Annotated in this window: 10 protein-coding genes and 4 pseudogenes; 9 read left to right on the top strand and 5 right to left on the bottom strand. The window is 57.4% G+C overall.

Features of this window, described 5'->3' with window-relative positions; translation table 11 throughout:
- Positions 1-237 precede the first annotated feature (237 nt).
- The 3 genes from SBC1_RS38110 (at position 238) to SBC1_RS40775 (ending at position 2,681) form a co-directional block, all read left to right on the top strand.
- The gene (locus SBC1_RS38110) at positions 238-1,194 is read left to right on the top strand and encodes a toll/interleukin-1 receptor domain-containing protein (protein WP_165105985.1); all 957 of its coding nucleotides are present in this window, start codon (positions 238-240) and stop codon (positions 1,192-1,194) included.
- 96 nt (positions 1,195-1,290) lie between these two features.
- On the top strand, positions 1,291-2,337 hold the full coding sequence (locus SBC1_RS38115) for a hypothetical protein (RefSeq protein ID WP_165105983.1): 1,047 nt from the start codon (positions 1,291-1,293) through the stop codon (positions 2,335-2,337).
- 245 nt (positions 2,338-2,582) lie between these two features.
- Entirely contained in the window at positions 2,583-2,681 is a 99-nt protein-coding gene (locus SBC1_RS40775; RefSeq protein ID WP_371826773.1) for a hypothetical protein, read from the top strand.
- 75 nt (positions 2,682-2,756) lie between these two features.
- Here the strand turns inward: SBC1_RS40775 and SBC1_RS38125 are convergent, their stop codons facing one another.
- Complete coding sequence (locus tag SBC1_RS38125; RefSeq protein WP_165989222.1) at positions 2,757-3,110, bottom strand: hypothetical protein; 354 nt, start codon at positions 3,108-3,110, stop codon at positions 2,757-2,759.
- A 197-nt stretch (positions 3,111-3,307) separates the two neighbouring features.
- On the opposite strand from SBC1_RS38125, the gene SBC1_RS38130 reads away from it, so the two are divergent.
- A complete protein-coding gene (locus SBC1_RS38130) occupies positions 3,308-3,487 on the top strand; it encodes a hypothetical protein (RefSeq protein ID WP_165102141.1) in 180 nt (59 codons plus the stop codon).
- A 70-nt stretch (positions 3,488-3,557) separates the two neighbouring features.
- On the top strand, positions 3,558-5,123 hold the full coding sequence (locus tag SBC1_RS38135; RefSeq protein ID WP_165989230.1) for a transposase: 1,566 nt from the start codon (positions 3,558-3,560) through the stop codon (positions 5,121-5,123).
- Between the two features lie 25 nt (positions 5,124-5,148).
- On the opposite strand, the gene SBC1_RS38140 is transcribed toward SBC1_RS38135, so the two are convergent.
- Positions 5,149-6,756, bottom strand: a complete 1,608-nt coding sequence (locus SBC1_RS38140) for an ATP-dependent endonuclease (RefSeq protein WP_165989223.1) — start codon at positions 6,754-6,756, stop codon at positions 5,149-5,151.
- Between the two features lie 541 nt (positions 6,757-7,297).
- Positions 7,298-8,323: a DNA-binding protein gene (locus SBC1_RS38145; RefSeq protein ID WP_165989225.1), complete on the bottom strand. Its 1,026-nt coding sequence runs from the start codon at positions 8,321-8,323 to the stop codon at positions 7,298-7,300.
- Between the two features lie 138 nt (positions 8,324-8,461).
- Here SBC1_RS38145 and SBC1_RS38150 point away from each other — a divergent pair.
- The 4 genes and pseudogenes from SBC1_RS38150 to SBC1_RS38165 all read left to right on the top strand — a co-directional run bounded on the left by SBC1_RS38150 (position 8,462) and on the right by SBC1_RS38165 (position 13,287).
- Positions 8,462-9,370: pseudogene (locus SBC1_RS38150) on the top strand (IS30 family transposase).
- Between the two features lie 1,076 nt (positions 9,371-10,446).
- A pseudogene (ltrA, locus tag SBC1_RS38155) lies at positions 10,447-11,714 on the top strand (group II intron reverse transcriptase/maturase).
- A gap of 65 nt (positions 11,715-11,779) precedes the next feature.
- Positions 11,780-12,004 (top strand): annotated as a pseudogene (locus SBC1_RS38160) (transposase); the annotation flags it as partial.
- A 107-nt stretch (positions 12,005-12,111) separates the two neighbouring features.
- Entirely contained in the window at positions 12,112-13,287 is a 1,176-nt protein-coding gene (locus SBC1_RS38165) for a tyrosine-type recombinase/integrase (RefSeq protein ID WP_243830327.1), read from the top strand.
- On the opposite strand, the pseudogene SBC1_RS38170 reads toward SBC1_RS38165, so the two are convergent.
- Positions 13,240-14,001, bottom strand: a pseudogene (locus tag SBC1_RS38170) (IS630 family transposase); the annotation flags it as partial. The gene SBC1_RS38165 and the pseudogene SBC1_RS38170 overlap by 48 nt on opposite strands.
- Positions 13,928-15,493 (bottom strand): transposase, encoded by a 1,566-nt coding sequence (locus SBC1_RS38175; protein ID WP_165989230.1) that lies wholly within the window; start codon positions 15,491-15,493, stop codon positions 13,928-13,930. The pseudogene SBC1_RS38170 and the gene SBC1_RS38175, both read right to left, overlap by 74 nt.
- Positions 15,494-15,545 lie beyond the last annotated feature (52 nt).

The raw sequence follows: 15,545 nt of genomic DNA on the forward strand, positions 1-15,545 counted from the left end.
GGGTGCGCCGCTTCATCACCTCCTCCAGTACGTGAACCACTTTCCTGTTCATTGTCTGGAGCCTGAAGGTGTCAAGTACGTCTGCCTCCAAGGCACCGCTCGTCCGCCGCCAAAGTCGCGCAGGCCAGTCTTCCGGCCAAATCCTTCTAGCCTGATCTGGCTGAAGGCATCTTATCCTCCCAAGACCGCGCATCGCTTCGATTAGAATTGGATGTTGCCATCTGTCTGGAGCGTTTGATGACTCGTGCTTTCATCTCGTACTGCCACGCAGACGAGCAATATCGTGCGGAACTCGACAAGCACCTGTCGTTGCTTCGGCGGCAAGGACATCTCGACATTTGGAGCGACCACCGGATCCCTCCGGGTGGCGAAATCGAGGCGCACATCAGCGCTGAGCTTGATTCGGCAGATCTGATTATTCTGCTTGTCAGCTCTGATTTCATGAACTCGGATTACTGTTATGGCATAGAAATGCAGCGCGCTATGGAGCGTCATCAAACGGGCTCCGCTATCGTCGTCCCGATAATCGTACGGCCTTGTGACTGGACGTCGTCCCAGCTTAGGGTATTGAAGGCTCTGCCAAAAGACGCGAAACCGTTGATCAAGTGGCCAACGCTCGACGATGCGTTTCTGGATATCGTCCAGTCACTTCGCAAGCTGATCACCAAGCCAGCCGATGGCAAATCGCAGCCTGCTGCCAGCTCCCCTATACGGCAGTCGTCCGCATCGCCTGCTCCGGTCGCGTTGTTACGCCCTCGTTCCGGTACGCTTTTCTTGCCCAAAGAGTTCCGCGATATCGATCGTGACAATTTCCTCACGGAAGGATTCAGCTACATCGCTGATTTTTTTGAGAATTCTTTGCAGGAGTTAGCGCCGCGCAATCCTGGATATGAAGGCCGATTTCGACGCACGTCGGATACCGGATTTACCGGAACGGTCTATCGGGATGGCAAAAAGGTGGCGGGATGCTACATCCGTATCACTCACTCCTACGGACGAGCAGGCCAGATAGGCTATTCGGGAAACGATAGCGCTCAGGACAACAGTTTCAACGAAATTCTTAGCGTCGAAGCCAATGACCAGTCGATGTACCTGAAGGGGATGATGACAAACTGGTCCGGCGGTGAAGAGAAGCTCACGCACGAAGGCTCCGCCGAGAAGCTCTGGCAGCTTTTCATTGAACGGCTGAAGTAGGATACATACGAAACGGTCCCTGACACTGACCGAGATACCGTCTGCTCCCTCGTCGCACATTAACCTGCCACTCTGGCAATACCAAGGCTCCAACCCGTGCTCTTCAAACTGACATCAAACGGAGAAAATATCGACGAGATCGAACCGGTTGCCTTCAAGGATTTTGCATCTTTTGGAAAACTCGAAAAAGACCTCGAGGAGCTGGTCGCGTCGAGCATCCTCGGCGTCCTGTTTGAGGACGCGCGGCTCATGCCAGTCTTCCAGGAACGACAGTATCAGGCTGAGGCCGACATCTATGCTCTTAATGAGACAGGCGACCTCACTATCTTCGAGCTAAAGCGTGGGTCCGCCGGGGATGCTGCCGTTCATCAAGCTCTCCGCTACGCGCAAGATGCCGGTCAGTGGGATTTCGCCGATTTGCAGAGAAAATTCCGGAAGTACAGTGGGCCCACCGCTGATCTTCTAGCAGCGCATCAGGAGGCGTTCGACCTCGAGCACCGCCTGGAGGCTAAAGACATAAACCGGAGGCAGCACGTTGTCATCATAGGCAGCGCAGCCGACGAGAAGCTCGTCAGTGCCGTTGACTACTGGAAGCGCCAAGGTATCTCGATCAGCTTCCTTCCCTACCGGATCTACGAGATAGCAGGGGAACGATACTTCGAGTTCTTCGCACCACCCTACGACACGCACAAGAACCCCCGAGACGCGAAGGGAGTGATTTTCGACACGAATCGAAGCTACGACGAAGATTCCGTGTGGGACATGTTGGCGAACAGCCGCGTTGCTGCGTATGGCGACGCCAAGAGATTCATTCACCACGTTCACCCTAACGATATCGTGTTCTTCTCCCACAAATGGACAGGCATTGTCGCAGCGGCAAAGGTTCGAAATACGGCAGTCAAGGCGCCAAATGACCAAACGTTGTGTCGCGATGTCGAGTTTTTGACACCCGTGCCGAAGCGTGGCGACGAGTTGAAAGGGATGCCTTTCAAGAAGGTGTCTGCGATTACTGGCAAAAGCTTCTATTGGGCACGCACAATCAAGGTACCGTATCTATCACGAGGGGAGGCGGACCAGCTAGTCATCGAGTTGAATCAATACCTAGCTCAGATTTCATCGGCGGCGCCTCAGATATCCCCCTAGACTGTCCACTCTTGAGCTGCTGCTCCCCTGGGATCCGAGGTCGTCTGGAACGCAAACGAAGCCGGTATCTAATGTGTCTCGAGGAGCACATCATTCACGCGTCTCGCAGCCGAGGAGGCCCAGCAACGAATCAATTCCTCGGCGGGCGTCAGACTTTCCAGTTCGTACACTGTGACTGGCTATCGTCGCCTCGATGATGCCCGAGACAATGAATGGGTGGTCAAGCAGTAGTTCTTGTTGGTGCTATGCATCTTGCGGGCCAGAAAGGGCTTCCCGCGCTGCTTCGTGAACGAGGATGCAAGATAGAGAAAATTTCACTGCCCGCTTTGCCAGCCGTTGCCTAATTCTTGTCGGATGCGCGCGGGTCTTTTTTCGAATCAGGCACATCCAAAGAGCCAATCGGCCGGGCAGACTAGAGATCAGTCCTCCTCGAGCAAGGCATTGAAGGTCACGAACAACTTTTCAGCACGGTCGAGCGCTGTCGCGGTGTCGTCGTCCTTCGCGTCAAGGAACGCAGGGTTGCGGATCAGCCATCCGGACGGGGCGAAGTGGTCGAACTCCTCCACCTCCGCCGGCATGGTGCGAAACGCCGATTCGGCCTGTTTGACCACGCGTTGCGTCTTCGTGTCGGCGGCTTGAAGTTGCTCGGCTGTTAGTTTGTTCTTGGCCTTCAGGCCGTAAGCCTCGTTCAAGAGTTCGGCGTATTTCTCACGCGGGAACAGGTCCTCGATATCGCTTTCCTCCTGGCCCGTGAAGTCGGCAATCGTGAACACGTGATCTGCCAGAAGCAGTTGGTGTTGTAACTTCTCAATAACTCGGGGCAACTACCGCACAACAGTGCGTTGTTTGATCTGCTCGCGCCGTCAAGATAGGCCAATGCCATCGTTTCGTCCCGCAACTAATTGCGTGCTTGTAAACGGCGGATGGCGATGTTAACGTTTGTCGGGTCAACATCATTGCATCCGCACTCATGCCCCTCCGAAATCAATTCGCGCTCCCCGACATCGCAAGAGAAGGACTAACGCCACCGGAGCTTGAATTGCTGGCGTGGGTTCAGCAACTGGCAGCAATCGCCAATGGCTTGCAGGATGAGGTTGAGCAACTGAAACAGGAAGCAGCCCAGCTCAGAAAAGCCAGGAAGCGCGCGTAGGTTGGCCGCTGCGGTGATGAAGAAACTCGCGGTGCCGTATGTCGCCGAATCTGATCGGACGCCCGCGGTTATGAAGCTGCTGACATGGGGCGAAGGATTGCTTGAGATCATCCATCGCGTGCAGGAGGAGAGCGGGCATCTGAAAGACGAAGTCGCGGTGCTCAAAGGAGAGAAGAAGCGTCCGACGTTCAAGCCGAGCCGCATGAACGAGGATGCTGGAAAAGCCGCCGAGCAGGATCGAACGCAGAATGAGAAACCCGCCAAACGACCCGGATCAGAAAAGAAAAGTAAGACGTCGCAACTGAAGATCGATTGTGACCAAGTCATCGAGCCGGCCGAGCCGATCCCGCCCGGTTCCCGATTCAAGGGCTATCGTGATTTCGTGGTTCAGGACCTGGTGATCGAATCACGCAATACACGCTATCGACTTGCACGCTGGGAAACGCCGGACGGCCAGACCCTGATCGGGCAACTTCCGCAGGCAGTCCAGGGAGGGCATTTCGGCCCGATGCTGGCGAGCTATGTGCTCTATCAACATCACCATTGCCACGTCACGCAGCCGCTGCTATGCGAGCAACTTCGGGAATGGGGCATCGAGATCTCGTCGGGACAGGTGAACGCGCTACTGCAAGTGGGCAAGGAGCGCTTTCACGCGGAAAAAGACGGGCTGTTGTCGACTGGCCTGGCGCTTTCAGCGTATGTGACGGTCGATGATACCGGCGCGCGGCATCAAGGCAAGAACGGCTACGTTACCCACATCGGTAACGAATATTTTGCCTGGTTCCAAAGCACGCGTTCGAAGAGCCGAATCAATTTCCTGGAGTTACTGCGTGCGGGCCATGGTGATTACCAGATCAACGAAGACGCGCTCGCGTACATGAAAACGCAGGGGCTCTCGCACGTGTTCCTGGACGCGCTGCGTCAGCACGAAAGCGCAAGCTTTGCCGATCAGTGCGCGTGGCGGCACCACCTGGATGGCTTGGGGATGAACACCCCACGCTACCGCAACATTGCCACCGAGGGCGCGTTGCTAGGCAGCCTGAAGCGGCATGGGGTGGCTGCGCATCTCGCCATCATCAGCGATGATGCAGGACAGTTCAACGTGCTGATCCATGGGTTATGTTGGGTTCATGCGGAAAGACTGGTGCACAAGATGCTACCGCTCAATGATCAACATCGGGAGGACATCGCCCGCGTGCGTAGCGAGATCTGGTCGCTCTATGCCGATCTGAAGGACTACAAGCTACACCCCACCGCCAAACGCAAGCGAGAACTGGCAAGACGCTTCGACCATATTTTTATCCAGAAGACCCGCTATGCGACGCTCGATCGTTTGCTCAGGCGCATTCACATGAACAAGTCCGAACTTCTGCTAGCGTTAGAGCGCCCCGAAGTACCACTGCATACCAACGGCAGTGAACGCGACATTCGCGATCAGGTCAAAAAGCGCAAGATCAGCGGCGGCACGCGCAGCGAGCTCGGCCGACAATGCCGTGATACGTTCTCGAGTCTAAAGGCGACGTGCCGCAAGCTGGGCATCTCGTTCTGGGACTACCTGACTGACCGCATTTCACGCTGCGATCAAGTTCCCCTTCTGCCTCACTTCCTCGAACAACGCATCGCACTCTCTGCTTGAACAGTATGCTGGCGCTCGCCCCGGGTTATTGAGAAGTTACTTGGTGTTTTCGCAACCCTTCGATCTTCTTTTTATCGCCGATGGCGACGTCGCAAAGCACGGCCATGTTCAGGCGGTTCGAGCCGAACAGCGATGCGAAGGAGGCGATCTTGTCGATGCCGCCACCGGGGCAAAGCGTCCACCGCGGATCCAGTCCCGTGCGCTTGCGCTGGGTCAACGCTGACGATAGCGCTTGCAAATATAAGACATCCGAGGGGCCTTCGACCAGCAACGTGTTTTTGCCGACGAACAGGCTTTGCGTTAAGTCATAACCCAACGCGCCCTGCAACGGGAACAAAGTGTCTTTGCTGACCATCAGCACATCGTCGCGGACCTTCGTGCCTTCGACGCGCGCGCGTTGGCGTTGGTCGTAGTGCACGACGTCTTCGACAATCAGCACGTCGGCCAACCGATCGCTGGGCACCATGAACGGCGAATGGGTTGTGAAAATCACCTGATGGTTGGGCAACAGGCGTTCTTCGATATAGCGCAAGAGGTCCGCTTGCGCCCTACCGTGCAAGGTCAAGCCGGGCTCGTCCAACAGGATGATGGCGTTGCCCGTGGTCTTTTTCAATTGCTTGAACTGCGCGAGGAACGAGAAAAACCACACGAAACCGGCGCTGCGCTCCGATAGCGGAACGCTGGCGCGATGGTGCCGGTTGGTGATCCACGCCTTGGCGACGTTGCCAGCGTTCATCGGCGGCTTGTCCTCTGGAAGGCCCGCGGCGATGTCGATCTTTACTGAGAGCGCGTCGTTCTGCGTCCAGTATTCGAAGATCTCATCGGAAATCTTGTTCGACGCGCCCTCGCACTTGGCTTTCAGTTCCTCGAGCTTTGTCGATGCCAGCAACTCCTCGACCGACGTCCCCGCGTATGCCAGAAAGTCTAGAAAAATCCGGTCGGACGCGTCGAGTTTGTTCGCGGCTATGGCGGCGGCAAGGGCGTTGATCGACACCTCGCCGGACATGCGTTCGAAGTGCGAGGTCAGGAAAAACTTGGGAAGCCGTGGGATCAATAAGTCGATGGCCGCTAGGGTGAAACGCCGGTCACGGAACGCCGTGATAGCGGCCAGCAACGCTTGCAGGTGCGGGGATTGTTGGGGTTGAGCGGCGATCGTTGCAGCCGCGGTCTTCGCGTCGCTCACGCCTTTCAGGACCTCGCGCTCCACCGCGTCGAGGTCATGCTTGTTCATCAAGAACGCCAGCGCCTCGGCGTCATCGACGGGCACGTCCCATTCCTCTTTCTCATAACCGATCCCGCGGGCCAGCTCGATCTCGGGCTTGGTCAGCGCCTTGTCGCCCAGGACGGCGGCGACGGCAGCAAGGTCAGTGTCGTCCAAGGTCCATACGGTGCTGACGACGACGGACCGTCCTCCCGGATGGCGCTCGTCGAAGTCGCTGACGAAACGACGCGGATAGTCCCTGGTCTTGTCGTAAGTGAACGTGCCGTAAGGATTCAGGCCGTAAAGCGCCGACAGCAGCGCCGTTTTGCCCGCCTCGTTTTTCCCAACGAGGCACGTCATGTTGCCCACGTTGAACTCGCTGCTGTCCTCGACGGATCGGAAGTTCGTCACCTGCACCGTTTTTAGTCGCATTGCTGGCCCCTGCTTTTATTGATTTAGTGGATACGGGACTCAGCGCCCGACGCGAAAACATAGCACAAGAACGGTGCGGATTTCGGTCCCCCGATTGCAGTTGCCCTGGTTTGTGAATCGGCACGGCAAAGAACGACATGCACGATTGATGAGGGAGCGAATAGACCGGGCTGGTGACGCCGCGTGAGTTCACTGACATCGTCTGGTCTAGAAAACTTAACGGCTATCCGAAATGGACACACGCAGAGCCCACGACAGCGAATTCTAGAGGGGACACGCATGCCCCCGTCCTGCACACCGGCTGACCTCTTCGCGCATTTTGCCCGATGGGAGTAGCAGGTCAGCGAACTCATGCGCGCGATTTCCCTCACACCCATGCCGCACTTGAAGCAAAGAAGCAGTATGAGACGGTCGCGGTCGGGATGGCAACTTGAGGTCTTGATAAATGCCCGGATTGCCTCGCGTCTTCGGAAAAATCGGTGACGCGGCGGCCCGCGCCGCAGGCGCCGTACCAGCGACGCCAGGAAGCGCAAGACCAGGATCAGGATGCAGATCGCTTCTTGGTCGCAACTTTCGGTGCTGCGCGGCGGGGCTTGCGCGTCTCCACGGACGATCGCGAGCGCTTCTGCGTCGGCGACTGGTTCGCCACGGTGGTCGCAAGTTGCAGCCTCAATGCGTCGAGCTCCTGGACGTACGTGGTATTCGAGTTGCGAAGCGCCTCCAGACTCCCCTCCACGACACCTGTGCGATGACGCGCATCGCCAAGCTGGATTTGCAGCGCCTGAATTTCCTCCCGATGTCGGCTCTCGTTCTGTTCCGCCCTGCGCGCGGCTGCATCCAGTTCCTTATGGACGCGCGTGCCGGCGGTCCGTTCGTGCTCGATCTCGAGCAGCGCCCGTTTCTCGGCCGCCCGCAGTCGCTCCTCTGCCAAGTCGGTACTGGCCCGCAGCTTTTCGAGTTCGCTCGCAAAATCCGCCCTCGCCTGCACCAATGCCCGGTCGCGCGCGCCGATCTCGTCTTGCTGTCGGCTGATCTCGGTCTCAAGCGCCTGACGCTTCGCCTCGCCCGCGGTCTGCGCCTGCTCGAGCTCCCGGATGCGCACCTGCGCGGCCAGCAATGCGCTGGTGCGCTGTTCCAGCGCGGTCTCGGTGCGGCCCAGTTCCGCTTGCAGTGACGCAACCGTGTCTCGCGCCGTGACCTTCTCTGCTTCGGTCTCTGTCCGCAACGTTTCGAGCGCCGCTTGCGCCGAAGCGGTCGACCGGGTCCACAGCGTCGCAACGAGTTCTCCAGCAGCGGCCTGCAGGTCGGCCGGCAGATCGGGATGGTCGATCCGTACGCGGCTTTTCTTGCGCAGCTCGGTCCAGAACTCGCTCAGTACCTGAGTCGGCGTGCTCATGCTGCCGCGCTTCACCAGCTGATAAAGCCGGTTCGCGGTCGGCGTGATGCCGAAGCGGAAGAACAACAGTGCGCAGACCTCGCGGTACAGCTCGCGGGTCTTCGGGAACTCAGCTTTCAGGCGCTCGATATCAACAGCGAGGCGGGTTTCATCGGGCAAGACGTCGGACATGGGGTCGATTTGAGCGGAATATATCTAATAATATAACGTAAACCGATTAATATCTTATGTATAAGCGGTTGAATTTAGACATTATGACTGGCGGCCTCAAATGTGAACTGCAACACCTGTCTCGTATAAGGTGTCGCAATGCCCGAAAAAACTTCATACCAGCAACTGCAACCTGAAGAACGCCTGACCATTGCAAGCTTGCATCTGCAGGGTTCAAGTATGCGAGCCATGGCTCGCATACTTGGGCGCTCGCCGGGAACCATCAGCCGCGAGTTAATGCGAAACAGCTCTTCTGTTGGCTACGCATCAGTGCCCGCTGCAGCTCTTTGCAGCGCACGGCGCAGTGCGTCGCGCCATCCCGCCAAGCTTTGCCCGCAAAGCGTCTGCTGGCGCGTCGTTCTCACCCTGCTTGAGTGGAAATGGTCGCCTCAGCAGATATCGGGCACACTGAAGCGTATGTATCCGACCGACTCGACCCAACACGTCTCGCACGAAACCATCTACACGGCTATCTATGCTCAGCCGCGCGGTGAACTGCGCCGCCAACTCATTGCTTGCCTGCGCCACGGCCACAGCACGCGCATGCCACGCACGCGTGGCACAGACCGACGCGGACAGATTCCCGACATGGTCAGTATCCACGTGCGACCACCCGAAATTGAAGACCGACTACTGCCTGGTCACTGGGAAGGCGACTTCATCAAGGGCGCTAACAACCAATCCTCTGTCGGCGTTCTGGTCGAACGCACCAGCCGTCTGGTGCTGCTTGCCAAGATGGAGGACGCCACCGCCGCGTCAGCGCTAGCGGGCTTCTCCGCCAAACTCAATTCGATTGTTGCGCCGTTACGCCAAAGCTTTACTTACGACCAAGGCAAAGAAATGTCGCGCCATCAGGAACTCACCGCCGCCACCGGCGTGAACGTGTACTTTTGCGGTGTGTCACGAACATAAGCGAGAGCTTGTGATGCTGTATCGAAGATGGGAGAAGGCCTCTCGAAGTCGGCTTGCAGGAGCAGGCTTCAAACCGCCCGGTGCTGCTGCGTTTAAAAGACGTGGTGGTGTTGTGCCAAGAACGTGTAGCTATTGCGAACACGATGCTGTACCTGAGATGGAGGAAGGCCCTCCGGGGTCGGCGTGCAGGCGCGGGCCTCAAACAGCCGTAAGCTGCTTCAGTCGGAAACGCTGCGGTGGTGAACGTTACGGTCAAAAGGCGTGATTAAACACGTCATGTATGGATTAGAGAGACGAACGAAAGTGAACCACTGAAGACGCATCGAAACGTCTTTATAGATGACATCAAAACTGGGGGCTCACCACTCTCCCAGGATCAGCGTGGTGGTGACCTGCTTATTGGCCACGTGGTGTCCGGTGTATAGGTGGCGTGACTCTAATCTGGGCTTGGGTACGGAACTTGGGAACTCTTCATGTGATGCCAAGGGAAAACCTTATAAGTGAGAACCACGAAGGGGGAAAGTACCGATGCACATGCAGGGGGCGGATCATCCAGTAGTAGTGTTGAAGTTCTTGTAATGAGAATGGAGCGAAGGGGATGACTCAGTTCAGAGAAGGTTATCGCCAACCGGGAAACCGGGATGAGCATCTACCTTCCGCGTCGATCTGTCATCGCGAGGTGGCAGGAGAATGGCTGGGACGAGCCGTGTAAATCGAGAGGTTTACGCACGGTTCTGTGGGCGGCTGGTGGTGAAATTCCACCGGCCGACCCGGCAGCGACCGTGGAAAAGGCGTCCGGTCAGGACGTCAGGTACGTGTTGAGAAGATGAGCGAAAGCGAACCGTCCGATGACGCATCGTTATATACGTAAAGCATTGCCAAAACTGGGGTCGCACAGAAGCTCCAGGATCAGTCGGGACGACACCTGTTTACGGACCCGTCGGCATTCGGTGTATAGGCGGCATGAGCTCAATACAGGCTTTGATACGGAACGTGAGAACCTCGCGCTGGATGTAAAGGGAAATGACAAATGGCAAACACCATAAGGAAGAATACCGATGCCAGCGCGAGGGACGGAGTCGCCCGTAGTAGTGATGAAGCCCTTGTAATGAGGGTAGAGCGAAGGGGCGGCGTTAGCCTGCTGACGAGTGTCGCCAACTCGCGATGCGAGGATGAGTGACATGGCATCAGCAAAACCATATTGCATTGCAAAGCGTACGGTGTGGGAAGCCTACCAACTGGTGAAGGCCAACCGAGGTTCTGCTGGGATCGACGATGAGACTATCGCGATGTTCGAGCAGGAGCGGTCCAAGAATTTGTACAAACTGTGGAACCGGATGTCGTCGGGGTCGTACTTCCCGCCGCCGGTCAAGCAGGTAGAAATTCCGAAGGCCAAGGGTGGCACGAGAAAGTTGGGAATTCCCACTGTGTCCGATCGAATTGCGCAAACTATCGTCAAGCTTCTGATCGAACCGGTACTCGATCCCGTGTTTCATCCAGATTCATATGGATACCGGCCGGGTAAATCGGCTAAGCAGGCAGTTGCCGCCACGCGAAAGCGATGTTGGCAATATGACTGGGTCGTAGAATTTGACATCAAGGCGGCTTTTGATCAGATCGATCATGCGTTGTTGATGAAGGCGGTGCGACGCCACATCAAGGATGACTGGATCTTGCTATATATCGAGCGGTGGTTAACTGCGCCGTTCGAAACTGCAGACGGTACCCGTTTGCCTCGGCAGAGGGGGACTCCGCAGGGTGGGGTTGTTAGTCCCATCTTGATGAATCTGTTCATGCATTATGCGTTCGACTGCTGGATGTCGCGGACTTACCAACAACTCCCTTTTGCTCGCTACGCCGATGACGCGGTAGTTCACTGCCATAGTCGCGAGCAGGCGGAAGAAGTGATGCGGGCCATCGCATCGCGGCTGGACGAGTGTGGTTTGATGATGCATCCGGAGAAGTCGAAGATCGTGTATTGCAAGGACGGCAACCGCACCTTAGCTTATCCGAACGTGCAATTTACCTTTCTCGGTTTTACGTTTAGGCCGCGAGAGGCAATGAGCAGGTACAACCGGCTATTTACCAGTTTCTTGCCGGCAGCGAGCAACGATGCGCTGAAACGGATGCGGCAAACGGTGCGGAGTTGGCGGATACATCGTCGGACTCCAGCCACGCTTGATGACCTCGCGCAGCAATGCAATCCAACGATACAAGGGTGGTGGAATTACTATGGGGCGTTCTATCGAACGGCGATGCATGCGATCTTCCAATATGTGGACCGGAAGCTTGAGCGCTGGGCCCGACGGAAGTACAAGACACTGTCGCGACACAAACGGCGTAGCGCTGAATGGCTACGCAAGATGGCGGCTGTCTACCCACGGTTGTTCGTTCACTGGCGTGTCGCTGGGACACCGGTTGGCTGACGGGAGCCGTATGAGGTGAGAGTCTCACGTACGGTTCTGCGAGAGGCTTGAGGTGAAACCACTCGGGCCTACTTACCACCCGCACAGTCCCTGGCAACGCGGTACTTGCGAAAACACCAACGGGTTGCTGCGCCAGTATTTGCCTAAAGGCACGGACCTATCGGTCTACAGTCAGGACGAACTCGACGCGATCGCCGACAGCCTGAACAGCCGCCCGCGCGCCACTCACGCGTTCCATTCGCCATTCGAGGTCTTCGCTGCGACCCTTGCTTCAGCAAGCCGACCTCCAAGCTCTAAACATTGACCCCCCTGTTGCAGTTCACCCTTGAAACCGCCACTATAATGTCTAGTAGAATGACGCATTGTGTGAATTGACTACGTGTTCGTATGCCGTTTCCTGAGCCCCTCCGCGTGTCCGACGGCACCCTTGTGCCGATCGAGAACTTGTATCTCCCACCCGAGCTCGACGGTAGCCTCGGCACGAACCGCGCGCTTGGCACCCGGCCTCAAATTGCGGCCCAAAACGACGTCGACGCCATCCGGGCGTGGCTCGCGCGATTCGTCGACACAAAGGCAACCTTCGACACCTACCGTAAGGAATCCGAACGCTTTCTGCTGTGGTCGACCACCGAACTGCGCAAGCCGCTTTCCTCTCTCACGCACGAGGACCTGCTTGTCTATCGGCGGTTTCTGTCGGACCCGCAACCGGCGCAACGCTGGGTCATGACTGGTCGCAAGGTGGCCCGCGCGGACCCATCCTGGCGGCCGTTCGCGGGACCACTCTCCCCCGCGAGCGAGCGACAGGCGTTTGTGATTCTGAATACACTGTTCGCGTGGCTGGTCAACGCGGGCTATCTGGCCGGCAATCCCCTGTCTCTATCGCGTCAGCGTGCGCGTAAGGCGAAGCCTCGCGTGACGCGCTTCCTCGAGGACGATCTTTGGCAGGCCGTCAAAACCTCGATCGATGCGATGTCCCGTGACACTGCACGCGAGCAGGAGCACTACGCACGCGTGCGCTGGCTGATCTCGCTCTTGTATCTGATGGGTCTGCGCATCTCGGAAGTCGTGAACAATCCGATGGGGGGATTTTTTAGACGGCGCGATCGCGAAGGTCAGGACCGATGGTGGCTGGCGATCACCGGCAAAGGCGACAAGGAGCGCTTGCTGCCGGCGACGACCGAACTGATGGCGGTGCTGACACGCTATCGCCGACACTACGGTCTAGCTGCCCTACCCTATGGCGGTGAAACGACACCGCTGCTGTTGCCGATCGGTGGCACACACCGGACGCTGACACGGGACGCCGTGCACCTGATCATCAAGCAGGTGTTCGACAATGCGATCGACCATCTGCAATCAACCGGCGAAGCGCACGAGCGCGCAACAGAACGGTTGCGCCAGGCGTCCGCTCATTGGCTGCGGCACACAGCGGGCTCACACATGATGGATGGCCAAGTTGACCTCCGCTACGTGCGGGACAACCTGGGGCATGAATCAATCTCGACCACTAGTAGATCGTTTCACCAAAGACGTTACATATTAAGCGACGCCGAGGTCGACCTTGTTCCAGCGGAAGACAACGGGTGAGGCATTGAATTCCTCGATGCCCCTCAGAATGCGTTCCTTCAGTTCATCGATCGATTTGACTCGGATGTGGCGCAGGAAAGTGCGGGCCATCTTGGAGAAGACGCACTCGATCAGATTGAGCCAGGAGCCATGCTTGGGTGTGTGAACGTACTCGAAGCGCCCGGGGCGCGCGGCGAGATAGGCCATGGTCTCCTTGGAGATGTGGGCCGAATGGTTGTCCAGCACCACGCGAATGATGGCCTCGCTCGGATAGTACTCGTCCAGGCGCTTGAGCAGCGCGATGAACTCCACACTGCGGTGGCGCTCCTCGACGTTGGCGAATATCTGACCCGAGTGCAAGTCGATTCCGGCGAGGATCGATACAGTGCCCCGACGGACATACTCATAGTCTCGCCCGACGGTTGATGCCTTGCCCGGTACCGGAGGCAGATCCGGTGCGGTCAATCCGATCGCCTGAACACCCGGCTTCTCATCGACGCTGACGGTGTAGATGGGGTTGGGTCGCGCATCATGAACGGCGCTCTCCTGGTAGATCGAGACATCCCGGTAGACCATCAGGACTTCCTGCATCTTGCGGTCGAACTCGGGGTCCCGTTTTTCGTAACTTCTCAATAACCCGGGGCGAGCGCCAGCATACTGTTCAAGCAGAGAGTGCGATGCGTTGTTCGAGGAAGTGAGGCAGAAGGGGAACTTGATCGCAGCGTGAAATGCGGTCAGTCAGGTAGTCCCAGAACGAGATGCCCAGCTTGCGGCACGTCGCCTTTAGACTCGAGAACGTATCACGGCATTGTCGGCCGAGCTCGCTGCGCGTGCCGCCGCTGATCTTGCGCTTTTTGACCTGATCGCGAATGTCGCGTTCACTGCCGTTGGTATGCAGTGGTACTTCGGGGCGCTCTAACGCTAGCAGAAGTTCGGACTTGTTCATGTGAATGCGCCTGAGCAAACGATCGAGCGTCGCATAGCGGGTCTTCTGGATAAAAATATGGTCGAAGCGTCTTGCCAGTTCTCGCTTGCGTTTGGCGGTGGGGTGTAGCTTGTAGTCCTTCAGATCGGCATAGAGCGACCAGATCTCGCTACGCACGCGGGCGATGTCCTCCCGATGTTGATCATTGAGCGGTAGCATCTTGTGCACCAGTCTTTCCGCATGAACCCAACATAACCCATGGATCAGCACGTTGAACTGTCCTGCATCATCGCTGATGATGGCGAGATGCGCAGCCACCCCATGCCGCTTCAGGCTGCCTAGCAACGCGCCCTCGGTGGCAATGTTGCGGTAGCGTGGGGTGTTCATCCCCAAGCCATCCAGGTGGTGCCGCCACGCGCACTGATCGGCAAAGCTTGCGCTTTCGTGCTGACGCAGCGCGTCCAGGAACACGTGCGAGAGCCCCTGCGTTTTCATGTACGCGAGCGCGTCTTCGTTGATCTGGTAATCACCATGGCCCGCACGCAGTAACTCCAGGAAATTGATTCGGCTCTTCGAACGCGTGCTTTGGAACCAGGCAAAATATTCGTTACCGATGTGGGTAACGTAGCCGTTCTTGCCTTGATGCCGCGCGCCGGTATCATCGACCGTCACATACGCTGAAAGCGCCAGGCCAGTCGACAACAGCCCGTCTTTTTCCGCGTGAAAGCGCTCCTTGCCCACTTGCAGTAGCGCGTTCACCTGTCCCGACGAGATCTCGATGCCCCATTCCCGAAGTTGCTCGCATAGCAGCGGCTGCGTGACGTGGCAATGGTGATGTTGATAGAGCACATAGCTCGCCAGCATCGGGCCGAAATGCCCTCCCTGGACTGCCTGCGGAAGTTGCCCGATCAGGGTCTGGCCGTCCGGCGTTTCCCAGCGTGCAAGTCGATAGCGTGTATTGCGTGATTCGATCACCAGGTCCTGAACCACGAAATCACGATAGCCCTTGAATCGGGAACCGGGCGGGATCGGCTCGGCCGGCTCGATGACTTGGTCACAATCGATCTTCAGTTGCGACGTCTTACTTTTCTTTTCTGATCCGGGTCGTTTGGCGGGTTTCTCATTCTGCGTTCGATCCTGCTCGGCGGCTTTTCCAGCATCCTCGTTCATGCGGCTCGGCTTGAACGTCGGACGCTTCTTCTCTCCTTTGAGCACCGCGACTTCGTCTTTCAGATGCCCGCTCTCCTCCTGCACGCGATGGATGATCTCAAGCAATCCTTCGCCCCATGTCAGCAGCTTCATAACCGCGGGCGTCCGATCAGATTCGGCGACATACGGCACCGCGAGTTTCTTC

Source organism: Caballeronia sp. SBC1, assembly GCF_011493005.1.
GTDB lineage: Bacteria > Pseudomonadota > Gammaproteobacteria > Burkholderiales > Burkholderiaceae > Caballeronia.